At 75.2% G+C, this 24,553-nt stretch carries 19 protein-coding genes; 9 read left to right on the top strand and 10 right to left on the bottom strand.

The features are described 5' to 3' along the window. The 3 genes from GTQ99_RS26505 to GTQ99_RS01020 all read right to left on the bottom strand — a co-directional run. Positions 1-1,567, bottom strand: a 1,567-nt coding sequence (locus tag GTQ99_RS26505; RefSeq protein ID WP_205706560.1) for an NPCBM/NEW2 domain-containing protein, incomplete at its 3' end; no start/stop codon positions are given. Between the two features lie 371 nt (positions 1,568-1,938). Further along, positions 1,939-2,802 (bottom strand): beta-1,6-N-acetylglucosaminyltransferase, encoded by an 864-nt coding sequence (locus tag GTQ99_RS01025; RefSeq protein ID WP_166613888.1) that lies wholly within the window; start codon positions 2,800-2,802, stop codon positions 1,939-1,941. 60 nt (positions 2,803-2,862) lie between these two features. Beyond that, complete coding sequence (locus GTQ99_RS01020) at positions 2,863-4,494, bottom strand: dolichyl-phosphate-mannose--protein mannosyltransferase (protein ID WP_166613887.1); 1,632 nt, start codon at positions 4,492-4,494, stop codon at positions 2,863-2,865. Positions 4,495-4,683: 189 nt separating this feature from the next. Between GTQ99_RS01020 and GTQ99_RS01015 the strand changes: the two genes are divergently transcribed. Further along, the gene (locus GTQ99_RS01015) at positions 4,684-5,958 is read left to right on the top strand and encodes a polysaccharide pyruvyl transferase family protein (RefSeq protein WP_166613886.1); all 1,275 of its coding nucleotides are present in this window, start codon (positions 4,684-4,686) and stop codon (positions 5,956-5,958) included. After that, positions 5,955-7,505 (top strand): MOP flippase family protein, encoded by a 1,551-nt coding sequence (locus GTQ99_RS01010; protein ID WP_166613885.1) that lies wholly within the window; start codon positions 5,955-5,957, stop codon positions 7,503-7,505. The genes GTQ99_RS01015 and GTQ99_RS01010 overlap by 4 nt, the downstream gene beginning before the upstream one ends. Positions 7,506-7,515: 10 nt before the next feature. Here the strand turns inward: GTQ99_RS01010 and GTQ99_RS01005 are convergent, their stop codons facing one another. Together GTQ99_RS01005 and GTQ99_RS01000 are read right to left on the bottom strand one after the other, a co-directional pair. Then, positions 7,516-8,043, bottom strand: coding sequence for an LbetaH domain-containing protein (locus GTQ99_RS01005; protein WP_166613884.1), 528 nt, complete (start codon positions 8,041-8,043; stop codon positions 7,516-7,518). Positions 8,044-8,135: 92 nt separating this feature from the next. Beyond that, positions 8,136-9,239: a DUF4124 domain-containing protein gene (locus GTQ99_RS01000; protein ID WP_166613883.1), complete on the bottom strand. Its 1,104-nt coding sequence runs from the start codon at positions 9,237-9,239 to the stop codon at positions 8,136-8,138. A 311-nt stretch (positions 9,240-9,550) separates the two neighbouring features. Between GTQ99_RS01000 and GTQ99_RS00995 the strand changes: the two genes are divergently transcribed. Then, positions 9,551-10,666 carry a hypothetical protein gene (locus GTQ99_RS00995; RefSeq protein WP_166613882.1) on the top strand — a complete coding sequence of 372 codons (1,116 nt, stop codon included), beginning with the start codon at positions 9,551-9,553 and terminating at the stop codon, positions 10,664-10,666. A gap of 32 nt (positions 10,667-10,698) precedes the next feature. On the opposite strand, the gene GTQ99_RS00990 is transcribed toward GTQ99_RS00995, so the two are convergent. After that, positions 10,699-12,156, bottom strand: a complete 1,458-nt coding sequence (locus tag GTQ99_RS00990) for an asparagine synthetase B family protein (RefSeq protein ID WP_166613881.1) — start codon at positions 12,154-12,156, stop codon at positions 10,699-10,701. Between the two features lie 118 nt (positions 12,157-12,274). Between GTQ99_RS00990 and rsmI the strand changes: the two genes are divergently transcribed. From rsmI to GTQ99_RS00975, 3 genes are all read left to right on the top strand, one after another. After that, the gene (gene rsmI / locus GTQ99_RS00985; RefSeq protein ID WP_166613880.1) at positions 12,275-13,129 is read left to right on the top strand and encodes a 16S rRNA (cytidine(1402)-2'-O)-methyltransferase; all 855 of its coding nucleotides are present in this window, start codon (positions 12,275-12,277) and stop codon (positions 13,127-13,129) included. A 107-nt stretch (positions 13,130-13,236) separates the two neighbouring features. Continuing rightward, positions 13,237-14,325 (top strand): acyltransferase family protein, encoded by a 1,089-nt coding sequence (locus GTQ99_RS00980; protein ID WP_166613879.1) that lies wholly within the window; start codon positions 13,237-13,239, stop codon positions 14,323-14,325. 23 nt (positions 14,326-14,348) lie between these two features. After that, positions 14,349-17,081, top strand: coding sequence for a glycosyltransferase (locus GTQ99_RS00975; protein ID WP_166613878.1), 2,733 nt, complete (start codon positions 14,349-14,351; stop codon positions 17,079-17,081). Positions 17,082-17,119: 38 nt separating this feature from the next. On the opposite strand, the gene GTQ99_RS25785 is transcribed toward GTQ99_RS00975, so the two are convergent. The 3 genes from GTQ99_RS25785 to GTQ99_RS00960 all read right to left on the bottom strand — a co-directional run bounded on the left by GTQ99_RS25785 (position 17,120) and on the right by GTQ99_RS00960 (position 20,898). After that, positions 17,120-18,673: an NPCBM/NEW2 domain-containing protein gene (locus tag GTQ99_RS25785; protein WP_166613877.1), complete on the bottom strand. Its 1,554-nt coding sequence runs from the start codon at positions 18,671-18,673 to the stop codon at positions 17,120-17,122. Between the two features lie 213 nt (positions 18,674-18,886). Further along, positions 18,887-20,527 (bottom strand): sodium:solute symporter family transporter, encoded by a 1,641-nt coding sequence (locus GTQ99_RS00965; RefSeq protein ID WP_166613876.1) that lies wholly within the window; start codon positions 20,525-20,527, stop codon positions 18,887-18,889. A gap of 8 nt (positions 20,528-20,535) precedes the next feature. Then, entirely contained in the window at positions 20,536-20,898 is a 363-nt protein-coding gene (locus GTQ99_RS00960) for a DUF485 domain-containing protein (protein ID WP_166613875.1), read from the bottom strand. 184 nt (positions 20,899-21,082) lie between these two features. Between GTQ99_RS00960 and GTQ99_RS00955 the strand changes: the two genes are divergently transcribed. Further along, the gene (locus tag GTQ99_RS00955; protein ID WP_166613874.1) at positions 21,083-21,436 is read left to right on the top strand and encodes a hypothetical protein; all 354 of its coding nucleotides are present in this window, start codon (positions 21,083-21,085) and stop codon (positions 21,434-21,436) included. 48 nt (positions 21,437-21,484) lie between these two features. Here GTQ99_RS00955 and GTQ99_RS00950 read toward each other — a convergent pair whose 3' ends face one another. After that, on the bottom strand, positions 21,485-22,198 hold the full coding sequence (locus GTQ99_RS00950) for a hypothetical protein (RefSeq protein WP_166613873.1): 714 nt from the start codon (positions 22,196-22,198) through the stop codon (positions 21,485-21,487). Between the two features lie 156 nt (positions 22,199-22,354). On the opposite strand from GTQ99_RS00950, the gene GTQ99_RS00945 reads away from it, so the two are divergent. Together GTQ99_RS00945 and GTQ99_RS00940 are read left to right on the top strand one after the other, a co-directional pair. Continuing rightward, positions 22,355-23,539 carry an amidohydrolase gene (locus tag GTQ99_RS00945; protein WP_166613890.1) on the top strand — a complete coding sequence of 395 codons (1,185 nt, stop codon included), beginning with the start codon at positions 22,355-22,357 and terminating at the stop codon, positions 23,537-23,539. Positions 23,540-23,599: 60 nt separating this feature from the next. Further along, entirely contained in the window at positions 23,600-24,499 is a 900-nt protein-coding gene (locus GTQ99_RS00940) for a diacylglycerol kinase family protein (protein WP_166613872.1), read from the top strand. Positions 24,500-24,553: the final 54 nt, after the last annotated feature.

The following is a 24,553-nucleotide window of genomic DNA, read 5'->3' as shown; positions in this document are numbered from 1 at the left end:
GGGTAGAACCGCCGCGGGTCGGCGTGAGGAGCCGGGCGTCGGCCCAGTCGCCGTGGTCGCCGGTCTTGCCGTTGCCGGCGTCGGTGACGACGAGGCGGATCTCGGTGGCGCCGGAGACGTCGACGCTGAGGGCCTTCGCGGCCTGCCCACCGCGCAGCACGCCGCTGTCGGCGAGCTTGGTGGTGCCGTTCCAGACCTGGAAGACGACCGAGCCGCTGGTGCCCACCTCGTTGTCGACGCCGACCTTCGCGGTGAAGGTCTTCGCGCCGCGGGTGGGGACGACGACCTCGGAGCCGGCGTGCACGCCCAGGCCCTTGGCGTAGGTGATGGCGCCGACCTTCAGCTGGCGGCCGTCGCCGGCCGCGATGTCGCCGTTGCTGCGGTCGCGCTCGACCGGGCCCCAGCCGTTGCGCACGGTGCGGAACTCGGCGTCGGAGACGTAGGTGACGTCCATGTCGTCGGGGTCGTGGTCGGTCCAGACCCCGCCCGCGCTGCCGTCGAGGACCTCGGGCTTGCCGTGGTCCTTGGGCAGCGCCTGCAGGGAGGCCCACGGGAAGCCCTTCATGATCGAGTAGCTGGGGGTGCTGCCCATGAGCGCCTTCCACGGGTCGACGCCGGTGGTGGCGATCGCGGCGGCGGGGCTCTCGGCGACGACGGCGGTGCAGCCGGCCTTGTCGGTGACGATGAAGCCGTACTTCTGCGCGGCCTTGGCGACCATCTTCGCGATGGGGTGCATCTTCAGGGCGTCCACGTCGATGCTCGGGTCCAGGCGCAGGCGGGTTCCTTCCGGAACCCTGTTCTCCGAGGTGTCGAACCCGTCGCTGCGCTGGGCGGGGTAGCTGAACTCGTCGGCACGCCCGGGTGCCTGCAGGTGCAGGGCGAGGGCGTGGTCGATGACACCGGACTGCACGTCCTCGATGCCGATGGTGCCGCCGGCCAGGGCCAGGCCGCTGGCGCTGGCGCCGAAGCTCCCGGCGAAGTACCCGTGGCTCTTGGAGACCTCGTCGATGCGCCCGCCCCAGCAGGCGCTCCAGGCGCCGTCGACCTTCTTGGTGACCCAGAACTCCCACAGCTGGTCGGTGGCGGGGGAGTAGATGGTCAGCTGGCTGTCGGTGCCCTTGGCGGGCACGGCGTCGGCGGGGATCGGCACCTGGGTGAACTGCCCGCCCTCGCCGAGCAGGCCGGGCGGCGTGGACGCCTTGCCCTGGCAGTTGTTCCACTGCACGTCGACGCGGGGCTGGTCCGCCGGGACGGTGTAGAAGCTGGTGCTGTACTGGTAGGCGTTGAAGGCCGCGACCCCGTCGTACTGGGCGGCGGTCTGCTGGGCGACGTTGCTCACCATTCCGGCACTGTTGGCGTGCAGCGGAGCAGAGCTCACGTCGAGCTTCCACGCCGTCCCGCTGGTGAAAACGCCACCGGCGGGCATCCCGATCTCCACCGCCGACGGCGCGACGGTGCTGCTCGTGGCGGACGAAGCGGTCACTGCTGCGGCGGTTCCGGTGCCCGTGACGGGCACGGCGCAGGCGGTGGTGATGAGGAGGGCGGCGGTGAGGCGCTTGCGGATCACGAGGGCTCCAGGTGACGAGTTCTCTTCGACACCCGACCCATCGGGCCCGCCACCACCCCGCCTTCAACTCCGCGCCGCGGGTTCACCCGGCTGCGGGGTTTGGCGCAGCCGATGTCACGCGCCGTCCCCCGGGACCGGGGGGACGGCCGTCCCAGGCCCCCACTCCTTCGGGTGAGCCGTAGTCGTCGCCCAGCGTGACCGTGCGCCCGAACGCCCGGACTCCTGCCGCAGACCCCTCGCGCTGGGTGATCTGCACCTGTTCCCGGGTCCCGCGGAAGGTTCCTGCGACGACATCGCCGGCCGGGGTGGAGGTGTTTCACACCGCGTCCCGATCGGGCGCGCGCGGGCTCTCGCAGCCCCGGCCGCCGGCCTCAGCCGGGGGCGAGCAGGCGGGTGCGGACCTCCTCGAGCACCTGCGGGTCGGCGTCGAGGTCGAACTTGCGGGCGAAGAACGCGTCCGCCCGCGCCAGCGCTGCGACGTCGGCCGTCGTGAGCGTGTCCGGGCTGAGCCGGTCCGACGAGGTCCAGCGCGTGTACGTCAGGCCGGGGCGCACGTCCCAGTCCGTCGGCAGGGCCTTCACGACCGTCTGGAAGAAGACCTCGTCGGGCACCCGGACGTGGTGGAAGAAGCGCACGAACCGGGGGGAGGCGTCGACGAAGTCGAGCACCTGCTCGGCGCACCCGTGCGGCATCGACCACCACTGCGAGCCCGCGTGCGGGCGGGCCGGGCCCAGGGCCGCGGCGACGTCGCGCCGCGGCAGCCGCTCCAGCAGCCGGTTCAGCCGGGCCGCGACCCTGCTGCCCCGGTGCCGGGGTGCGACGTACCAGCGCTCCAGGCGCGACATCGGCTTGCCGCGCCGCTCGTCCGGCATCGGCCAGCAGTTCATCCGCACCTGACCGGCGGCCAGTTCGCGGTGCAGGGCCGCGATCGGCTTGATCGGCAGGTCGACACCGCTGAGGAGCACGTAGTGGTCCGCCGGGACGGAGCGCACGGCCTGCCGCAGCGCGCTCAGCGTGGCGGCGACCATCCCGAACCCGCCCCAGCGCACCCGGTGCCGGGCGGTGGTGAGGACGGCCGAGGGGCCGAGGTCCGCGGTGGCGCGGCGGAAGGGGGCGTCGTCGACGTTCGCGTCGACGTGGACGACCGCCCGGTCCCCCTCGGCCAGCAGCAGGTGCAGCAGGGACGCCAGCTGCTGCGGCTTGTGGTGGGCCAGCACCAGGTAGGTCACCCGCATGCCGGTGATCCTGGCACGCCGGGCGTGGCGGCAGCCACGACCGCCGCCGGCGGGCCGGGCCTAGACCCAGCTGGGCAGCCACATCCGGCGCTGCCAGCTCTCGTACGGGATCACCTGTGCCGTGTAGACCGGCCAGAAGAAGGCGAAGCAGGCCACGCACGCCACGACGACCGCGCCGGCGACCAGGGCCCCCCGGCGCCGGCGCCGCACGGTGGCCTCGAGGCGGACCCCGCCGCGCAGGGCTACCGAGCGCGGGTCCGGGCCCAGCACGAGCCCCAGCACGTGCACGAGGGCCAGCACGACGAAGGGGGCGAGCACGACGGCGTAGAAGGTGAAGATCGTGCGGTGCTGGTACTGGAACCAGGGCAGGTAGGTCGCCGCGTACCCGGCCAGCACGGCGCCGGCCCGCCAGTCGCGCACGAGCGCCCAGCGGACCAGGACGACCAGCAGCGCCAGCGCGGCCGCCCACCACAGCACCGGGGTGCCCAGCGAGGTGATCGCCTTCGCGCAGTCGGCGACGTCGCAGCCCTCCTGGCCCTGCGCCTTCGACTCGTAGAAGAAGGACGTCGGGCGGCCCTGCACGAGCCAGGACCACGGGTTGGCCGAGTAGGGGTGGGGGCTGTCGAGGCCGACGTGGAAGGCGTACGCCTGCTGGTGGTAGTGCCACAGGCTGCGCAGCGCGTCCGGCACGAGGCGGCCGGCGCCGTCGGCGGGGTGCTCGGCGCCCCAGGAGCGGTCCCAGCCGGCGTCGGAGGCGAACCAGCCCGCCCAGGTGCCGACGTAGACGACCACGGCGGTCGGCACGAGCGCGACGAAGGCGGGCAGGCCGTCGCGCCAGGCCGCGGCGGGCAGCCAGGCCCGCACGCCGGCCGCGCGCCGGGCGCCGGCGTCCCACAGCACCGTCAGCAGCCCGAAGACGGCCACCACGTACAGGCCCGACCACTTCACCCCGCACGCCAGGCCGAGGCTGACCCCGGCCGCCAGCCGCCAGCCGCGGAAGCCCAGCCGGGGGCCGAGCCCGTCCACCGGGCCGGAGGCCACCGCCCGGGCCAGCCGCTCGCGCGCCCGGTCGCGGTCGACCAGCAGGCAGGCGAAGGCCACCAGCACCCAGAACATGAGGAAGACGTCGAGCAGGCTCGTGCGGCTCTCCACGAAGTGCTGGCCGTCGACCGAGAGCAGGACGGCGGCGGTGACCCCCAGCAGCGTCGAGCGGAACATGCGGCGCGCGACGCGGCCGATGAGCAGGATCGACAGGGTCCCCACGACGGCGGCGGAGAAGCGCCAGCCGAAGGAGGAGTCGACCCCGAAGATCCACTGGCCGACGGCGATCATCCACTTGCCCACGGGCGGGTGGACGACGAAGTCGCCGGCGGTGTCGAAGACGTCGGGGGTGCCGGCGGTGAACAGGGCGTCCGGGGTGCTGCCCAGCGCGGGGTCGTTGCGCAGCTCGACGCCGTGCTGCAGCAGCGACCACGCCTGCTTGACGTAGTACGTCTCGTCGAAGACGAGCTGGTGGGGGCGGCCGAGCTGGAAGAAGCGCAGGAAGCCGCCGATCGCGGTGACGAGCAGCAGCGGGAGCCAGCCGCGCCGCCAGGACTCCCCGTCGATCTCCGAGGGCCCGCCCAGCAGCCGCTCGCGCAGGTCCTCGGCCGGCGGGGACGGGGCGCGCAGGGTGGTGCTCACCCTCGGCATCGTAGGTGCGGCTCCTGGCGCCCGGTCGGTGCACGGCCGGCAGCGGCCTCGCTGTTTGCCACCGAGCGTGCACGTGCGGTTGCATGGCTGCGCCGACCAGGGGTGACAATGCCGTCCGTCCGGTCCATCAGGTCGGTCCGCCGCCCACCGGGTGGCGGAGTCAGCACGGACGGAAGGCAGTCACCTCGGATGCACGTGCACATCCTCGGCCTCGTCTCGCTCAACGGCGGCGACGCGGCCATCCTGGTCGCACAGCGCCGAGTGCTGCAGCGGCAGTGGCCCGGTGCCCGCGTCTCGGTGTCCGACACCCACCCCGGGCCGGCGGCGACGTACCTGCCGGACGTCCCGTTCGCGCCCTTCCTGCTGCCCTCGCTGGCGCCGGGCGGCCGGCTGCCGACGAGGGTGCGCGCCCTGCTCCACCGGGTGCGCTGCGCACGGGTCAAGGCGGCGGCCTCGCTGCTCGGCCGCGGGGTGGGCGCGCCGGCCGCGCTCCTAGTGCCGGCGGCCGCGGCGCCCGCCTTTCGGGAGATGGCCCGGGCGGACGTCATCGCCTACACCGGGGGCACGACGCTCACGGACAACTACAACTTGACCGACAAGGTCTTCGACCTCGACGTGGCGCGCCGGCTGCGCAAGCCGCTCGTCTTCCTCCCGCAGTCGGCCGGTCCCTTCCGCAAGCCGGAGAACCGGCAGGCCCTGCGGCCCGTGCTGGAGACGGCCGACCTGGTGCTGCTGCGCGACGAGCGCTCGCTGCAGCACGTCGTCGAGATCGGCGCCGACCCCGCCCGCTGCCGCGTCGTCCCCGACGTCGTCTTCGCCCTGGCCCGCCCGGAGCTCCTGGCCGCCGAGCGCGCCGAGGGCGCCGGGCCGCCGCGGCTGGCCGTCAGCGTGCGGGACTGGGCCTTCTTCCGCGACAAGGACCGCGAGCGCGGCATGGCCGACTACGCCGAGGCCCTGCGCGCGGCGGTGACCAGCGCGGTGCGCGAGCGCGGCGCCGAGGTGACCTTCGTCTCGACCTGCCAGGGGCGGCCGGAGTACGTGCGCGACGACTCCGAGTTCGCCCTGCGGGTGGCCGAGGGTCTGCCCGACGACGTCCGCGAGCACGTCGTCGTCGACCGCGCCGCGCACCACCCCGAGGAGCTCATCGACCTGCTGGGCACCTTCGACGCCATGCTGTCCACCCGCCTGCACGGCGCCATCAGCGCCGTGTGCACCGGGGTCCCCACGCTGACGATCGCCTACGAGTACAAGACGAGCGAGGTGTGGGGGCAGCTGGGCCTGCCGGAGTGGACCGTCGACATCGACGACGTCACGCCGCAGGTGCTGAGCGAGCGCGTCCTCGCCCTGCTCGACGAGGCCCCGCGCGTGCGCGAGCAGGTGGCCGCCGCGGTGCCGGCGATGGCGGCGGGTGCCGAGGAGGTCGGCGCCCTCGTGGCGGGCGTCCTGCAGCGGAGGCCCGCGTGACGCACGGCGTGGAGCCCGCGGCGGGCGAGCAGGCGGCGGGCGAGCAGGCCGCCGCCGCCGACGAGCGCACTGCGGCGGCCGCGGCGGCCGCGACGGTGGACACCTCCGGCTCCATGAAGGGCGCGGTCGTCTCCGGCGCCAAGTGGGCGGGGATGAGCAAGCTCGGCACCCAGGGCCTGCAGTTCCTGGCCGGTCTGGTGCTGGCCCGGCTGCTGGCACCGGCGGACTTCGGCCTGCTGGCCAGCATCTACGTCGTCACGGGCTTCGCCACGCTGTTCTTCGAGATGGGGCTCGGGGCCGCCCTGGTGCACCAGCGCTCGCCCAGCGAGCGCGACCTGTCGACGGTCTTCTGGATCAACGCCGTGAGCGGTGTCCTCTACGCCGGCCTCATGTGGGCGATCTCACCGTTGATCGCCGAGTTCTTCGACGCCCCCCGGATGACGAGCCTCATGCCGTTCGTCGCGCTGGCGTTCACGCTGTCCCTCGGCGTGGTGCACTACTCGATCCTGCAGCGGCAGCTGCGCTTCCGCACGATCGCGGCCGTCGACCTGTCGTCGGCCCTGGTGGGGCACGTCACCACCGTGGTCGCGGCCCTGCTGGGCGCGGGGACCTTCGCGCTGGTCTCCGGGCCGCTGGTGTCGACCGCGCTCACCTCCGTCGTGCTGTTCTGCGTGGTCCGCTGGCGGCCCCGCCACTTCGTCGACCGCAGGAGCCTGCGGGAGCTGTGGCGCTTCTCCGGCGGCATGCTCGGCTTCAACGTCGTGAACTACTGGGGCCGGAACGCGGACAACCTGCTCATCGGGCGCTTCCTCGGGGCCGCCCCGCTCGGCCTCTACGGGCGCGGGTACAACCTCATGCTGCTGCCGGTCACGCAGATCACCGGGACGCTGGGGCGGGTGATGTTCCCCGCCCTGGCCGCCGTGCGCGACGACCACCCGCGGGTGCGCTCGATGTACCTGCGCTCGCTGGGGACCATCAACTTCGTCACCATCCCGGTGCTCGTCGGCCTGGCCGCCACCGCGGAGGGCCTCGTGCCCCTGCTGTGGGGCGAGCAGTGGACCGCGGTGGTGCCGGTCCTGCAGGTGCTGTGCATCGCGGGCGTCCCGCAGTGCGTCAGCACGAGCGTGGGCTGGCTGTACCAGTCGCAGGGGCGCACGACCACCATGTTCGTCATGGGGATCGTCGGCTCCGTCGTGGGCGTGGTCGCCATGGCCGTCGGCCTGCGTTGGGGGATCGTCGGCGTCGCCTGGGGGGTCCTGGTGAAGTCCTGGGTGATGGCGCCGGTCGCCCTGCACGTCTCCGGCCGCGTCGTCGGCCTGCGCGTCACCCAGACCCTGCGCGGTGCCGCGCCGACCCTGCTGACCGCCGCGGTGATGGGCGTCCTGGTCTGGTACCTGCCGCGCGTGCTCGGCTGGGACCCGGCGTCGAGCGGGACGGTCCTGGTCCAGGTGGCGCTCGGCGTGCTCCTCTACGGCGCCGGCTCGCTGCTGCTGCAGCGCCCCCGGCTGCTGGAGACGCTGCGGCTCGCCCGGCGCCGCCGCGGCTGAGGCGCGGACCTCAGGTCTGCGCGGGAGGACGTTCCAGCACGCGGGCCGGCGGCGAGACGACGGTCGCGCCGGCCGCCACGTCCTTGACGACGACGGCGTTCGCACCGATCTTGCAGCCCGGCCCCAGGTCGACGGGCCCCAGCACGGCCGACCCGGCGCCCAGGTAGACGCCGTCGGCGATGTGCGGGGGACGGGCGTTGTTGCGCACGCCGATCGTCACCCGGTGGTGCAGCGTCACGTTGGCGCCGATGCGCGCCTCCGGGTGCACGATGACCCCGCGTCCGGCGTGCGGCAGCTTCATCGCGGGACCGACGACGACGCTGCGGGGCAGTTCGGCACCGATGGTGTTGCGCACCCACAGCTGGTCGACGACCCCGTGGACGCGGCGCAGCGCGAACGCGACCGCACCCGGGCGGTCGTGCAGGACCTGCCCGAAGCGCCAGATCGCCATCGTCGCGATGGACTCGCGGGAGGGGCGGTTCAGCGGCAGGTCGCTGCGGGTCAGGTCCAGCCACTCGCGCCACCACGATCTGCTCACGGGTGTCCTCCCGCTCGATGTCACCGTCGAGCGGGAGGTTACCGCGCGTCCGCAGTGGAGTCACCGACCGTCAGGACGGCTCCCGCGACCCGTCAGCGCTTCGGCGAGGACGGCTTGCCCCAGTCCTTCGGCAGCGCCTGCAGCTTCCCCCAGGGGAAGCCCTCCATGATCCGGTAGTCCGGCTTGCCCTGCATGAGCGCCTTCCACGGGTCGACGCCGGTGGCGGCGATCGTGGCGGCCGGGCTCTCCGCCGTCACCGCGACGCACCCGGCCTTGTCGGTGACGATGAAGCCGTACTTCTGCGCGGCCTTGGCGACCATCGTCGCGATGGGCGTCAGCTTGAGGCTGTCCACGTCGATCGAGGGGTCCAGGCGCAGGCGAGTGCCCTCGGGGACCCGGCCGGCGGACTTGTCGTAGCCGTCGCTGCGCTGGGCCGGCCAGCTGAACTCGTTCCAGTTGCCCGGCGCCGGGATCGCCAGCGCGAGGGCGTGGTCGATGCGACCGGCCTGGGCCTCCTTGATGCCGATCGTGCCGCCCACGATGGCCAGACCGCTGGCGCTGGCGCCGAAACCGCCGGAGAAGTACCCCGGGTCGCTCGACACGCGGTCGATGCGACCGCCCCAGCACGCCTGCCAGGTGCCACCCACCTTCTTCGCCTGCCAGAACTCCCACAGCTGGTCCGTGCCGGGGGAGTAGATCGTCAGCTCGCCGTCGGTGCCGGGGGAGGGCACGGCGTCGTCGGGGACCGGGACCTGGGTGAACTGCCCGCCCGGACCGGTGAGCCCGCCGGGGGTGTAGGTCTTCTTCTGGCAGTTGTCCCAGCGGACGTCCACCTTCGGCGTGCTCGCCGAGACGGTGTAGACGCTCGTGTTGTAGCGGTAGGCGTTGAAGGCCGCGATGCCGCCGTAGTACTTCGCGGCCTGGTCGGCGACGTTGCTCACCATCGCGGCCGAGGAGGCGTGCAGCGGAGCGCCGCTGACGTCCTGCTTCCACACGCTGACCGCGCTGAACGGGGTCCCCGCGGGACCCCGGAAGTCGGCCATCAGGTTCTGCCCGGCCGTGGCCGAGACGCTGCGGCGGCCCGGGGACACGTGCACGTCGGCGGCTTGCGCGGCCGCGCCGGTCGAGACGACGCCGCCGGCCAGGACGGCCGTGGCGGCGAACGCCGCGGCCAGGCGGCGGGACGTGCGGGACATCGGAGCTCCTCGTGCGTCGGGTGCGTGCCGAGCGGGGCGTCGGCTCGCACTCCAGAGATCGGTGCCGGCGGCACCGGCTCAAGCCGCACCGGCAGATCCTCCGCCGCGCTCACCCGTACGGAAGTTGCGCGCCGCACCAGGTGCCACGGTGCGTAGTCACCGTCGGGCTCTCGGCCCGGTCGGCTGTCACCCGGTTGCCCGTCCGGTGAGCCTCACCGTCCGTGGTCTACTGGCGCGGGGTTGCGCCGTTCGGGGCGCCCCCGGCCCACCGCCGCCACGACCGGTGACACCGGTCGCACTCGAGGAGGACCGTGACCTCGCCCACCGCCCCCCGCAGGAGCCGCCGCAGGCTCGCCGCGCTGGTCGCTGCGGCGGTCGTCCTGCTGCTCCTGCTCGCCCTCGCGGTGCATCGGCTCACCACCGAGGAACCCGATCCGCAGCCCGGTCCCGCCCGGGTCGCCGCCGACTACCCGTTCGGGCCGCGCAGCGTCTGGCGCACCAGCGTGCGCGAGGCCCCGGTGCACGAGGACTCGGCCGCGATGGTCGACGGACTGGTGGAGCAGGTCAGCGAGCACTGGGGGGGTGTCGCCTCCTTCAACGTCGACCAGTTCACCGCCAGCTGGTACACCGTGGACGCCGACCAGCCGACCGTCGACGTGGCGTGGACCAACTGCCAGGACAAGGACTGGACCCCGGACGGCCTGCTCGGCGAGGGAGGCCAGTTCACCGACGTCCCGATCCCCGACGACGCCCGCCCGTCCCCGGGCAGCGACGGGCAGCTGACGATCTACTCACCCGCCACGGACCGGCTCTGGGAGTTCTGGCGCGTGGAGCGCGACGACGACGGCTGGAGCGCCTGCTGGGGCGGCCGCATCGACGACGCGTCGAAGAGCCGCGGATACTTCCGCAACGGGTTCGGGGCCAGCGGCAGCGGGCTGGCGATGTCCGCGGGCACGGTGTGGGTCGACGACGTCCGCCGCGGGCGCATCGACCACGCGCTCGGCCTGGCGGTCATGTGGCCGGCGAAGTGGGACCGGGTGAGCTGGCCGGCGCAGCGCAGCGACGGGAACAACGACGACGAGCACGCGCTGCCGGAAGGCGTCCGGCTGCGCCTGCCGGCGGACGTCGACGTCGACGAGCTGGAGCTGACCCCGCTCGCCTCGATGATCGCCGAGGCGGCGCAGGAGTACGGGTTCATCGTCACCGACCAGGCCGGCGCGGTGAACGTCGGCGGCCAGATCGGGCAGCCGGTGGCCGACGACCCGGGCTTCTGGGAGCGCGAGATGGACGGGGTGCCGCCGTACCAGGTGCTGGAGGGGTTCCCCTGGGACCGCCTGGAGGTCCTGCCCGAGGACTGGGGCAAGCCCGCCCCGAAGCCCAGCCCGTCGGGGTCCGGCCCGTCGGGGTCCCGCTCCTCGGGGAGCTGATCCCGGCGCGCCACCGTGCGCGCCGGGGAGGGTCAGCGGCGCAGCAGGCGCGCGGCGCGGGTGCCCAGCGCCAGGCGCTCGCGCGTGGACGCGACGCCGGTGCGCAGGGCGTCCGGCCAGCCGCGCGGTCCCGGTGCCCGCTCGTAGGGCAGGTCCGCCAGCTCCGGCCAGTTGAGCCGGATCGCCGGGGGGTGGGGGCGCTGCTGCACGCGCAGGGCCGGCGGCAGCCGCAGCATCGCGGTGAAGACGGAGCGCTGGGCGACCGGCATCGTGCTGAGCGCGAACGGCGCCGCCCCGTAGAGCTGGGGGCTGGCCCAGCAGCCCACGCGCAGCTCCAGGTAGGCCAGGTCCAGCAGCTCGAGCACGTCCTGGTGCGGTGCCGCCGCCCGCCAGGCCGCCAGCGCCTCGATGTGCGCCGGCTCGTGCGGCAGGCGGATCAGCTGCAGCAGCTCCTCGGCGGTCGGCTCCGGGGGGATCACCGACGCCTTCCAGTACGCCCCGCGGCCGACCTCGCCGGCGAAGCCGGTCAGCCAGGCGTGGTCCAGCGGCAGGGCGCGGGCCGCCAGGTCGAAGTCGCCGGCCTTGCCCTCGTTGGCGTCGTAGCCGACGCGCTCGAGGTAGGAGCGGGCGGCCGCCTCGTCGACCTCCCGCAGCGGCAGCACCTGCAGGCGCAGGCCGAAGCGGCGGGCCACCTCGCGGGCGTAGGCCACGTCGGCGCGGCGCTCGTCCTCGTAGGCGAAGACGGCGAAGGTGCAGCGGTCCAGCACCCGGCGGGCCGCGGCCATGAGCATCCGGCTGTCGCGGCCGGCGGTCAGCGGCAGCACGAGCCGGTGGCGGGCGGCCAGGGCCTCCACGTGCTCGCGCAGGCCCGCGGCGATCACCTCCTGGCACTCCTGCAGCCCCGCCGCGTCGGCCGCGTCCACGCGCTGCACCGGTCCCGGCGGCCAGTGCCGCACCGCCTCCCAGGTGCCGAGGTCCAGGCGGTGGTTCGGCAGCAGGCGCCGCGCCTTGGGGTCGCTGGTGATCCCGGCGGGGTGGTACTGGCCGGGACCGAGCACGCGCTGCGCGTAGCGGTCCTCGCGCGCGGCGTCGCCGAAGGAGAGCGCGGTCGTGGTGGAGGCCAGCGCCTGCTCCTGCTCGGAGTAGACGGCGGCCAGCGAGCCGGCGGGGTCGAGGTGGACGCGGGGCCGGTCCCCGAGCAGCACGCACGCCCAGCGGCCGGAGAAGCGGTACAGCCGCTCCTCGACGTCCCCGCCGGGATCCTCGACGGCCTCCAGCGCCAGCTCCGCGCGCTCGTGCAGCAGCTCGCCGCCCGGAGCGACGACCCAGCCCAGCAGCCAGCCCGCGAGCCCGCCGTCCCCGCTCCGCAGCGGGGTCACCGGCAGCGTCGGGCTGGTGGCCAGGACCCACGGGCCGCTGCTCCGCTCCGCCCAGCCGGAGGGGTGCGGGCGCGAACCCCGCGAGAGCACGAACTGGTCGTAGAGCTCCACGCGCCGGACGTTAACAGCGTGTTACGCGGCGTGTCTGCCCCCGGGGCGGGCCCCGTCGCCGCCGACCGCACCCGGCCCGGGCGGCCGCGGCCGCGCCGCTGAGGCATCATCGGAGCCCGTGACCGCCTCGGAGGACGCGTCCGGCGTCCTGCTCATCGCCGCGACCCCCATCGGCAACCCCGGTGACGCCTCCACCCGGCTCGTCGAGGCGCTCGGCAGCGCCGACCTCGTGGCGGCCGAGGACACCCGCCGCCTGCACCGGCTGTGCCAGGCCCTGGGCGTCACTCCCCGCGGCCGGGTCGTCAGCTGCTACGAGCACAACGAGGAGGCGCGCGCCGCCGAGGTCGTCGAAGCGGTCGCGGCCGGGCGCACGGTCGTGCTCGTCTCCGACGCCGGCATGCCGTCGGTGTCGGACCCGGGCTACCGGCTGGTGCGCGCCTGCGTGGCCGAGGGGCTGCGCGTCACCGTGCTGCCCGGCCCCTCGGCGGTGCTCAGCGCGCTGGCGCTGTCCGGGCTGCCCACCGACCGCTTCGCCTTCGAGGGCTTCCCGCCGCGCAAGCCCGGCGAGCGCGCCCGCTCCTTCGCGGCGCTGGCCGCCGAGCCGCGCACGACGGTCTTCTTCGAGTCCCCGCACCGCACGGCCGCGACGCTGGCGGCGATGCGCGACGCCCTGGGGGCCGAGCGCCCCGCGGCCGTGTGCCGGGAGCTGACCAAGACCTACGAGGAGGTCGTGCGGGGTCCGCTGGCCGAGCTGGTCGCCTGGGCGGAGCAGGGCGAGGTGCGGGGGGAGGTGTGCATCGTCGTCGGCGGCGCCCCGCCCGCGCCGGCCGCTGACCTGGGCCGGCTGGTCGCCGAGGTCCACGAGCAGGTGGCCGCCGGCGGCCGGCTGAAGACGGTCGCCGGCGAGGTCGCCCAGCGCGGCGGGGTCAGCCGCAAGCTGCTCTACGACGCCGTCCTCGCCAGCCGCGGTTGAGCGCACCGCACCGTCCTGGTCACCCCTCGTGGTCCTCGTGTACGGTCCACGCGGAGCGGCGAGGGCGCCCGAACGGAGTTCGAGAACGAACCGACGGGGAGGCGTCCGTGGCAGCCGACGGGCAGGTGCGCGGGTTCGCGCGGCGCCTCGCGTCCCCACCGGGACGCGACTCCTCCATCGACACCCTGCGCGGCCTGGCCTGCCTGCTCGTGGTGCTCTACCACGTGCGCGGCGGTGGACCCGGTGACGGGCTGCGCCTGGACCGGGGCAACCCCTGGTCGTACCTGGTCGACTCCCTGGTCTACCTGCGGATGCCGCTGTTCAGCTTCCTGTCCGGCTACGTGTACGCGCTGCGGCCGCTGCGCGAGCGCTGGCCGCGCTTCGCGCAGGGCAAGGTCCGCCGCCTGCTCGTGCCGATGCTCGTCGTCGGCACGGCGTTCGCCCTCGTGCGCGCCTCGGCCGGCGGCGTGGCCAACGGCGGCGAGCAGACCCCCTGGTACCTGTGGCACGTCTTCCCGGTCGCCCACTTCTGGTTCCTCGAGGCGGTCTTCTGGGTCTTCCTGCTCGTCGGCCTGGCCGACCGCTTCCGCCTGCTGGAGCGCGGGTCCGCGGTCGTGCCGCTGATCGCCCTCGCGGTCGTGGCCGACGAGCTCGTGCCCACCCCGACGAACGTCCTGGCGCTGCGCGACGCCCTGTTCCTGCTGCCGTTCTTCCTCTCCGGCCTGGCGGCCCGGCGCTTCGAGTGGCGGGCGGCCCCCCGCGCCGCCCGCGGCGCGGTCGTCCTCGCGGCCCTGCTGCTGGCGCTGTGGTCCCAGCTCGGCCTGCAGGGCGTCGTGGCCCGCCTGCCCGAGCGCCACGACGCCGTGGCCGCGCTGCTCGGCGTGACCGCCTGCCTGAGCCTGCTGCTGGTGCGCCGCACCTGGCGCCCCCTGGCCGTGGTCGGCGGGTTCTCGTTCTCGATCTACACCTGCCACGTCTTCGGGACCTCCGCCGCCCGGATCGTCCTGGAGCGCCTGGGCTTGTCGTCGGTGACGCTCAACGTGCTCGCCGGGCTGCTGGCGGGCATCGCCGTCGGCGTCCTCGTCGAGCTGGTGGCCCGCCGCTCGGCGTGGGGGCGCGCGCTCGTGCTGGGCGGGCGCTGGCCCCGCCGCGCGAGGCCGGGCGCGCCGCGCCCGGCGACCTCACCGGCGACCTGAGCGGCGTCCGCCACCATCGAGGCGTGAGCCCCACCCCCCGCGCCGCCCGCCTGGCGCGCACCGCGCTGCAGCAGGGCGTCGCCGCGGTCCGCCGCCCGCAGGGCCTGGACCGCTACCGCCCGCCCGGCACCCGCCGCCGCTACCGCGCCCTGGCCGTGGCCGACGTGGACCTCGACACCGCCACGGCCGTCCTGCGCGCCCCGCTGACGCCTCCCGAGCACGAGGCCGAGGGGGTGCACGCCCTGGTGTGGCTGCACGGCGTGCCGGTCGGCGACCTCACCGTCCCGGGCCCGCCGGACGTGGTGCTCGGCGCCCTGCCCGCCCGCGCGGCCCGCGAGCTGGAGCAGCAGGTCCTGGAGCACCTGCTGCTGGACGCCCTGCTCGTGCCCGGCGGGCTGCGGGCGGCGCTGGCGGAGGGCCTGGAGCACGTGCCGCACCCCGCGCCCCCGGCCGACCCGCCGACGCTGACGGTGGCCGTCTGCACCCGCGACCGCCCCGAGGACCTGCGCCGCTGCCTGGCCTCGATCGCCCGGCTGCAGGGGCCGGTGGCCGAGGTCCTCGTCGTCGACAACGCCTCCCGCGACGAGCGGACGCGGCTGGTCGCCGAGGAGTTCGGCGCCCGGTACGTGCGCGAACCGCGCGCCGGGCTGGACTGGGCCCGCAACCGCGCGCTGCTGGAGGCCCGCGCGGAGGTCGTGGCCTTCGCCGACGACGACGTCCTCGTGCACCCGCGCTGGGCGGCCGAGCTGGCCCGCACGTTCGCCGAGGAGCCCGACGCCGTCGTCGTCACCGGCCTCGTCGCCCCGGCGGAGTTCAGCACGCCCGCGCAGGTCCTCTTCGAGGCCGTGGGCGGCTTCGGCCGCGGCTACCGGCGGCGGTGGTTCTCCGCGGCGGTCGACAGCGGGGAGGTGGCCGCCCGCCGCCACCCCGGCACCGGCGGCGCGGGCACCGGGGCCAGCACGGCGCTGCGGCGCGAGCGGGCCCTGGCCCTCGGCGGCTTCGACACCGCCCTCGACGTGGGCACGCCCACCGGTGGCGGCGGCGACCTGGAGGTGTACTTCCGCGTGTTGGCCGCCGGCGGGCTCGTCGTCTACGAGCCCGCGGCCGTGGTGCTGCACCGCCACCGCACCGGGATGGACCAGCTCGCCCGCCAGCTGCGGGGCAACGGCACGGGCGCCTACAGCATCTTCGCGGGGGCGTCGGGCAACTACGGCGGCGTGCAGGCCGCCGAGCTGGGGGCCTTCGCCGCCCGCTGGTTCGTGCGCCAGCACGCGCGCGCCCACCTCCGCAGCCTCGTGTGGCCGCAGCTGTACCCGCCCGAGCTCACCCGCGCCGACACCCGCGGCGCGGTGGACGCCGTGCTGGGCCGCTACTACCGCGCCGCCCGGCGGCAGGCCGCCGCCGAGGCCGCCCGCCACCCCGGCGAACCGCCGGCGCCCGCGCTGGTGCACCGCCCCGCGGAGCGCCGCCGCCCGCGCCGGGCCGACCCGGTCGTGCGGGTGGACCTGCTGGAGGGCGGGCCGGCGGCCGCGCGGCTGCCGGACGGCCCGCCCTCGCCGGGGCAGCGCCGGCTGCGGGTGCTCGTCGAGCGGGCCGGCGCGCCGCAGGCGGCGTTCGCCGTCGCCGCCGACGGCTCCCGCGTCGGCACCGCCCGGCTGGCCCGCGAGCTCGTCGACCGGCTGGGGCCGGCGCTGCTGCGCCCCGGCACCTCCTGGCACGACCTGGCCGCCGCCGGCGGCGGGGGAGCGCGCCCGCTGGCGGCGGCGCTGCGGACCGCGCTGGCCGCGGCGCCCGAGCGGCTGCCCGCCGAGGTGCCCGTGAGCGTGCTCATGGCCACCCGCGACCGGCCCCGGGAGCTGCGGCGCAGCCTGCAGGCGCTGCTGGCGAGCACCGCGCGCCCGCTGCAGGTTGTCGTCGTGGACAACTCGCCCGACCCGTCGGCGACCCGGGCGGTGGCGGCGGGGCTGCCGGGGGTCCAGGTCGTCCACGAGCCCTGGCCGGGGCTGTCCCCGGCGCGCAACGCGGGCCTGGCGCACCTGCGCGGCGACGTCGTCGTCCTCGTCGACGACGACGTCGAGACCACCGCCGGCTGGCTGGAGGAGCTGCTGGCCCCCTTCGCCGACCCCGCCGTCGGCGCGGTGACCGGCAACGTCGTCCCCGCCAACCTCGACCTGCTCGACCCGCAGGTGTTCGAGGACTACGGCGGTCTCGGCCGGGGCCCGCACCGGCGGACCTACGACCGCTCCTGGCTGGTGGGCTCGCGCGGCCCGGCGCCCACCTGGCAGATCGGCGCCACGGCCAACGCGGCGGTGCGCCGCGACGTGCTCGCCGGTCTCGGCCCCTTCGACGAGACCCTCGGGCCGGGCCGGCCCTCCGGGGTGGGCGAGGACACCGAGTACTTCTACCGGGTGCTGCGCTCGGGCTGGACGATCGTCTACCAGCCCACCGCGGTCGTGCGCCACCACCACCGCGCGGACCGGCCGGGGCTGCGCCGGCAGGTGCGGGCCTACTCCAGCGGCCACGTCGCCTACCACCTGCAGGTCGCGGCCCGCCACGGCGACGTCCGCGGCCTGGGCCGGGTCGCGGTCGGGGTGCCGCGGCACCTGGCGCGCCGCGCGGTGCAGGTGGCCCGCGGTCGCGACGACTACCCGGCCGACGTGCTGGCCACCGAGGTCCGCGGTCTGCTGGAGGGGCCGTCGGCGTGGTGGCGCTCGCGGCGCAGCGCGCAGGAGGCGGGCCGCCCGGTCCCGGACTGACGTCCGGGGCCGGGCGGCCCGCCCGCGGGGTCCCGGGGTCAGGAGGAGAAGCCGGCGTCCGCCCAGTCGGCGTGGTCACCGGCGGTGCCGTTGCCGCCGTCGGTGACCACGAGGCGGATCTCGGTCCTGCCGCTGACGGGGGCGACGATGGTCCTGGCCACCTCGCCGCCGCGCACGAGCCCGCTGTCGGCCAGCTTGGTGCCGCCGGCCCACACCTGGAACTGCACGGCGCCCTTGGCGCCGACCTCGGCGTCGATGCCGACCTTCGCGGAGAACGTGCGCGCCCCGTTGACGGGGACGACGACCTCCGAGGCCGCGTGCACGCCGAAGCCCTTGGCGTACGTGGTGCCGGCGATCTTCAGCGCCTTGCCGTCGCCGGCGGCCAGCTCACCGTTGCTGCGGTCCTTCTCGGCCGGGCCCCAGCCGTTGCGCAGCACGCGGTACTGCGTGTCCGAGGCGAACTTCGCGATCGGGCCGACCGGCGTGGTCGGCACGGTCACCACCTCGCCGCCGGCGGTGGAACCGGGGACCGGCTTGCCGTGGTCCCTGGGCAGCGCCTGGAGCTTGCCCCAGGGGAAGCCCTTCATCACCGAGTAGCTGGGGGTGCTGCCCAGCAGCGCCTTCCACGGGTCGACGCCGGTGGCGGCGATCGCGGCGGCGGGGCTCTCGGCGACGACGGCGGTGCAGCCGGCCTTGTCGGTGACGATGAAGCCGTACTTCTGCGCGGCCTTGGCGACCATCTTCGCGATGGGGTGCATCTTCAGCGCGTCCACGTCGATGCTCGGGTCCAGGCGCAGCCGCGTGCCCTCGGGGACGCGGTTGGCGGAGGTGTCGTAGCCGTCGCTGCGCTGGGCGGGGTAGCTGAACTCCTTCCACGTCCCGGGTGCCTGCAGGTGCAGGGCGAGGGCGTGGTCGATGACACCGGACTGCACGTCCTTGATGCCGATGGTGCCGCCGGCCAGGGCCAGGCCGCTGGCGCTGGCGCCGAACCCGTCGTGGAAGTAGCCCTGGCTGTAGGAGACGCCGTCGATGCGCCCGCCCCAGCAGGCGCTCCAGACGCCGTTCGCCTTCTTGGCGACCCAGAACTCCCACAGCTGGTCGGTGGCGGGGGAGTAGATGGTCAGCTGGCTGTCGGTGCCCGTCGCGGGCACGGCGTCGGCGGGGATCGGCACCTGGGTGAACTGCCCACCCGGGCCGAGCAGGCCCGCCGGGGTCCAGGTCTTCCCCTGGCAGTTGTTCCACTTCACGTCCACCTTCGGCGTGCTGGCCGAGACGGTGTAGACGCTGGTGCTGTACTGGTAGGCGTTGAAGGCCGCGACCCCGCCGTACTGGGCGGCGGTCTGGTCGGCCACGTTCTTGACCATGCCGGCGGAGTTGGCGTGCTTGGGGGCCTTGCTGACGTCCAGCTTCCACGCGGTCCCCGCGCTGAAGACGCCACCGGCGGGCATGGTCCGCGAGATCACCGAGTCGGCGCTCGCGGCTGTAACGGCGGCGGCCGGTGCGGCGATGGCCTGGGCGGAGGCACCCGCGGTCAGGGCGACGAGGGCGGAGGCGGTGGCGGCGAGGGTGGCGGACAGGCGGCGGCGGAGCATGGGGGGTCCTCCGGGTGGCGATGGGTGCACGGCGTTGGTGAACCCATCGGGTCGACCCGGCCCCGTCCTTCAGCGCGCCCGCGCCCAATCACCCGTGTGCGGTGTGGTTCCTTCGAGGCATCACGCTGCGTAGTTGATGCACGTGGCAGGGCCCCGCACCGCCGGAGCGGTGCGGGGCCCTGCCGCGTGGGTCCGCGGGTCAGCGGTGCCTGCTCAGTGCTGCACGGCCTTCTCCGCCCCGGCGCCGGTGAGGCTGCGGACCTCCATCTCCGCGGCCCGCTTCTCGTTGCCGTGCTCACGCCCGGTCACCGAACCGAGCCAGCCCAGGAAGAAAGCCAGCGGGATCGTGACCAGCCCGGGGTTCTCCAGCGGGAACCAGGAGAAGTCGACGCCCGTGTCGGTGATCATCGACAGCGAGGCGCCGGTCACCGGGTCCGTCTTGCCGGAGACGACGGGGGAGAAGGTGATGAGCACCAGGCAGGAGACCAGCCCGCCGTAGGTGCTCCACAGCGCCCCGCGGGTGGTGAAGCGCTGCCAGAACAGCGAGTAGATGATCGTCGGCAGGTTCGCGCTGGCCGCGACGGCGAACGCCAGGGCCACGAGGAAGGCGACGTTCTGGCCGTTGGCGAAGATGCCGCCGACGATGGCGACCGCGCCGATGACGACGATCGTCAGCCGGGCCACCCGGACCTCGGCGTTGGCGGACACCTGGCCCTTCTTGATGACGCTGGCGTAGATGTCGTGGGCGAAGGACGCGCTGGCGGTGATGGCCAGCCCGGCGACGACGGCGAGGATCGTCGCGAAGGCGACGGCCGCGATGATCCCCAGCAGGATCGTGCCGCCGAGCTCGTAGGCCAGCAGCGGCGCCGCCGAGTTCGCCTTGCCGGGAGCCGCCCTGATGGCGTCCGGGCCGACGATCGCGGCCGCGCCGTAGCCGATGACGAGGGTGAACAGGTAGAAGATCCCGATGATCCAGATCGCCCACACGACGCTGCGGCGGGCCTCCTTGGAACTGGGCACGGTGTAGAAGCGCATGAGGACGTGCGGCAGCCCCGCCGTCCCGAGCACCAGGGCCAGCGCCAGCGACAGGAAGTTCAGCTTGGAGACCTCGGTGGCGCCGTACTGCGCACCCGGCCCCAGCAGCGCCTCACCGGCGGAACCGGGGGCGCTGACCGCGCCGCCGAGCAGGTCGGAGAGGTTGAAGCCGTAGCGCGCGAGCACCCACGCCGTCATGACCGCCGCCCCGGCGACGAGCAGGCAGGCCTTGATGATCTGCACCCACGTCGTCCCCTTCATGCCGCCGACGAGGACGTAGAGCACCATGAGGGCGCCCACGACGGCGATGACGACGTTCTGCCCGGCGCGCGAGTCGATGCCCAGCAGCAGCGCGACCAGACCGCCCGCGCCGGCCATCTGCGCCAGCAGGTAGAAGAAGGACACCGCGAGCGTCGAGATGGCCGCGGCCGTGCGCACCGGCCGCTCGCGCAGCCGGAAGCTGAGGACGTCGGCCATCGTGAAGCGGCCGGTGTTGCGCAGCAGCTCGGCGACCAGCAGCAGCGCCACCAGCCAGGCGACGAGGAAGCCGATGGAGTACAGGAACCCGTCGTAGCCGTAGATCGCGATCGCCCCGGCGATGCCGAGGAAGCTGGCGGCCGACAGGTAGTCGCCGGCGATGGCGATGCCGTTCTGCGGGCCCGTGAACGAGCGGCCACCGGCGTAGAAGTCCGCCGCCGTCCGGTTGCTGCGGCTGGCCCGCAGCACGACGACGAGGGTCACCACCACGAAGGCGGTGAAGATGGCGATGTTGACGACGGGGTCGCCGATGTCCGTCGTCTGCGCCGCAGCGGCGCTCACAGCGGTCCTCACCGCGGGTCCTCCTGGTTCCGCGCGGGGGCGCTGCTCGCGAGCGGTCCCTCGATCCGCTCGCGCAGCTCCTCCGCGGCCGGGTCGAAGTGCTTGTTGGCCCAGCGCACGTAGGCGGTGGTGATGGCGAAGGTGGAGACGAACTGGCCGAGCCCGAACAGCAGGCCGACGGTGATGTTCGAACCGCCGACCCGGGTGCTCATGAACCCGTGGGCGTAGTCGGCCAGCAGCACGTAGGTGGCGTACCAGACCAGGAACAGGGCCGAGACCGGCAGCACGAACCGCCGGAACCGGCGCCGCAGCGCCTGGAACTCGGGGGAGGCTCGGACCTCCTCGTACGCGTCCTCGCGGGGGGTGTGCATTCGTGACCTCCTCGTCGACGAGGTCGTCACGCTATCCGCCGCCGGGTCCGCGCGCAGGCGACAGGCCGCATCGTGACCCGCCCGCGATCACCGCCGCGGCTCCGGTTGTCGCCCGCCCGCGCAGCCGCCATCATCGGTGCGCGCGCCCGACCGGGTCAGCGCGTCCGTCGTGGAGGGTGGTGCCGTGGGAAAGCGGAAGTCGGGTGCCCGGGGCAAGGTCCTCGTGGTGACGGTGCTCCTGGGGGCGGGTGCGGCGGCCTTCGCGGCGCTGCGCGGCCGGCTGGGGGGCGGTGAGGCCGCGCCGGCGTCGTCGCCGACCCCGTGGACCCCCGCGCCGGCGCCCTCGTCGAGCTCCGCGCCGGCACCGTCGCCGACCCCCGCGCCGGCGGCGTCGGCCCCCGCCGCGCCGGCCGCTGCACCGGTCTCCGACCACGAGCCGATCCCGGCCTCCGCCGGTGAGGTCGCCGACGAGGAGCCCTCGAACGCGGTGCGGATCTTCGAGGAGGCCACCGCGCCGGTGGAGGAGACCGACCGCTGACCTCGCGGCGCCGCCGCCCCGCTCACCCGGGGCGGCGGCGCTGCGCGTTCAGGGCTCCCGCGTCTCCGGAGCGGCGGTGAGCGCCGCCCACGAGCGCATCCAGAACCAGGCGGTCCAGCAGCAGATGGCGGCCGCCTTCGTGGCCTCCTCGTGGAGGAGCAGGCCGCCGACCTCGTCGGCCACCAGCGAGTGGCCGAACCAGAGCGCGGCGAGCACCAGCAGCACGGCGGGCGCCCCCCGCAGCAGGTCCCGGGCGTAGCTGAGCCCCCACGTCAGCGCGGCGAGCCCCAGGACGCCCATCGTGACCTGCTCCGGCACGCCCAGGCGCAGGAGCGCGCTGTCGTGGAACATCATCAGGTCGTCGACGCCCATCGCGGCGGAGACCAGCCCGCCGAGGACCAGCAGGTTCCCCTCGCGCCGCCTCCCGCTGCTGCGCGCGACGCTCCCGGCGAGGATCCCTGCGGCCGCTGCGCAGATCCAGCCGAAGACGCCGACCTGCGTGACCCACCCGGTGTAGAAGACGAGCGGGTCGCCGGCCGTGGCGACCGCGAGCACGTCGCGCACGGCGGTCCCGAAGTAGACGGGGTTGCGCGCCACCAGCAGCGTCAGGCCCACCGCGACCAGCGCGCTGAGCACGGCGGTGGCCGCCACCGCGACCCGCTGCGCCCGGCTGGACGGCCGCACCCCGACGGCGTGCGGCCGCGGGCGCGCCGGCGGCCGACGGGTGACGAACAGGTGACGGGAGAGTGAACTGTGGGCCACCGCGCGATGCTCGCAGGTCGACGGCAGCTGCGCCCGGCGGAGCCGGCCCTCCGGGGGCGGACCGGTGCGCGCGACCGGGCGCGCCCGCGCTGCCACAGTGACCGCGTGCCCGCACCCCCGCCCGCCCGCAGCGCCGCCGTCGTCGGCGGCACCCTCCTGACCCTCACCCCGGACTGGCGCGGGGAGCGCCGGCCCGGGACGGTCGTCGTGCGCGACGGGGTGATCGAAGCCGTCGGTGACGTCGCCGTCCCCGCCGACCTGCCCGTCGTCGACGCCACCGGCTGCCTGGTGCTGCCCGGCTTCGTCGACCCGCACACCCACCTCGGCGTGCACGCCGAGGGCGAGGGCTGGCACGGCGCCGACGTCAACGAGAAGGGCGAGCCGCGCGGTGCCCGGCTGCGCTCCTGGGACGGGGTCGACCCCGCCGACCGCGGCTTCGCCGACGCGCTGTCCGCCGGGGTCACGACCGTCGCCGTCCTGCCCGGCTCCGCCAACGTCGTCGGCGGCCAGACCGCCGCGCTCAAGACGTGGGGCACCACCGTCGAGCAGATGCTGCTGCGCGCCCCGCTGGGGGTGAAGAGCGCGCTGGGGGAGAACCCCCGCAAGGGCTCCAGCGGGCCGTCGACCCGCATGGGGGTGGCCGCCGCGCTGCGCGACGCCTTCGCCGCCGCCGCCCGCTTCGCCGCCCAGCGCGAGCGCGCCCGCGCCGCCGGCGACCCGCTGGACCCGCCGACCGGCGCCGAGCGCGACGCCGAGGTCCTGGCCCGCGTCCTGACCGGCGAGCTGCTGTGGCACCAGCACGCCCACCGCGCCGACGACATCGCCACCGCCGTGCGCCTGGCCGACGAGTTCGGCTACCGCCTCGTGCTCAACCACGTCACCGAGGGCCACCGCGTGCTGGACCTGCTGGCCGAGCGCCGGCTGCCCGCCGTCGTGGGGCCGCTGCTCACCTCCCGCTCCAAGCCCGAGCTGCGCCACCGCTCGATGGCCGTCCCGGGCCTGCTCGCCGCCGCCGGCGTGCCGGTCGCCCTCACCACCGACCACCCCGTCGTGCCCGTGCAGCTGCTGCCCGTCTCGGCGGCGCTGGCGGTCAAGGAGGGCCTGGACCGCGACGAGGCGCTGCGCGCGCTGACGCTGAACCCGGCGCGCATCCTCGGCCTGGACGACCGCGTCGGCTCGCTGGCCCCCGGCCTGGACGGCGACCTCGTGCTCTGGTCCGGCGACCCGCTGGAGCTCATGAGCCGGGCCGTGCGCGTCCTGCTGGGCGGCCGCCCGGTCTACCGCTGGGCCGACGGCGCCGGCGAGGTCGCCGAGCAGGACGGCACCTGGCGGCGGCTGTGAGGGGGGTGTGCGTGCCCGCCGGTCCGGCACCGGGGCGGCGGGCGGGGCGTTGAGCGGTCCGTGAGCGAGAACGAGTACCTGGCCGTCGTCAACGCCGGCGCCGGTTCGGCGCGCGCGGAGGCCGTCGCGGCCGTCGTGGGGGAGCTGGGCCGCACCGGCGACGTGGAGCTGCGCCGCACCCGCGGCCTGGAGGACCTGCGCGAGGCGCTGCTGGGTGCCGACGGCCGCCGGGTCGTGCTGCTCGGCGGCGACGGCAGCCTGCACGCGGCGCTGCAGCTGCTGTGGGCGGCCGGGGCCACCCGCGACGTCGGGCCGCTGGGCATCGTGCCGCTGGGCACCGGCAACGACCTCGCCCGCTCGCTGCGCCTGCCGCTGGACCCCGTGGCCGCGGCCCGCGTCGTCGCCACCGGCCGCCCGCGCGGGCTGGAGCTGCTCGTCGACAGCCGCGAGCGCATCACGGTCAACACCGTCCACGTCGGGATCGGCGCCTCGGCCACCGCCAAGGCGCAGCGCCTCAAGCCCACCCTCAAGGCCGGCGCCTACCCGGTGGGGGCGGTGTGGGCCGGGCTGAGCGCGGGCAAGGGCTTCCGCCTGCGCGTCGAGGTCGACGGCGAGGTCGTCGCCTCCGGTCACGACCCGGTCCTCATGGTGGGCATCGGCATCGGCGGCACCATCGGCGGCGGCGCGCGGCTGGTTCCCGGCGCCGACCCGCACGACGGGGTCGCCGACGTCGTCGTGTCCACCTCCACCGGGCCGCTGGCCCGGCTCGGCTTCGCCGCCGGCCTGCGGCGCGGGGTGCACGTGGCGCGCCAGGACGTGGCGACCGCCACCGGCAAGGTCGTCGAGGTGCGGGCGCTGTCGGGGGACTTCCGGCTGAACTCCGACGGCGAGGTCAGCGACCCGCTGACGGCCGAGCGCTTCGAGATGCACGCCGACGTCTGGCAGGCCGTCTGCCCCTGAGCCCGGAACCCCTCAGGGCGTGATCTTCCACGGTGCACCGTGGAAGATCACGCC

This window comes from Kineococcus vitellinus (assembly GCF_009906315.1).
Classification (GTDB): Bacteria; Actinomycetota; Actinomycetes; order Actinomycetales; family Kineococcaceae; genus Kineococcus; species Kineococcus vitellinus.
The sequence above is the reverse complement of the archived record's forward strand: the minus strand, read 5'-3'. Positions and strand labels throughout refer to the sequence as shown.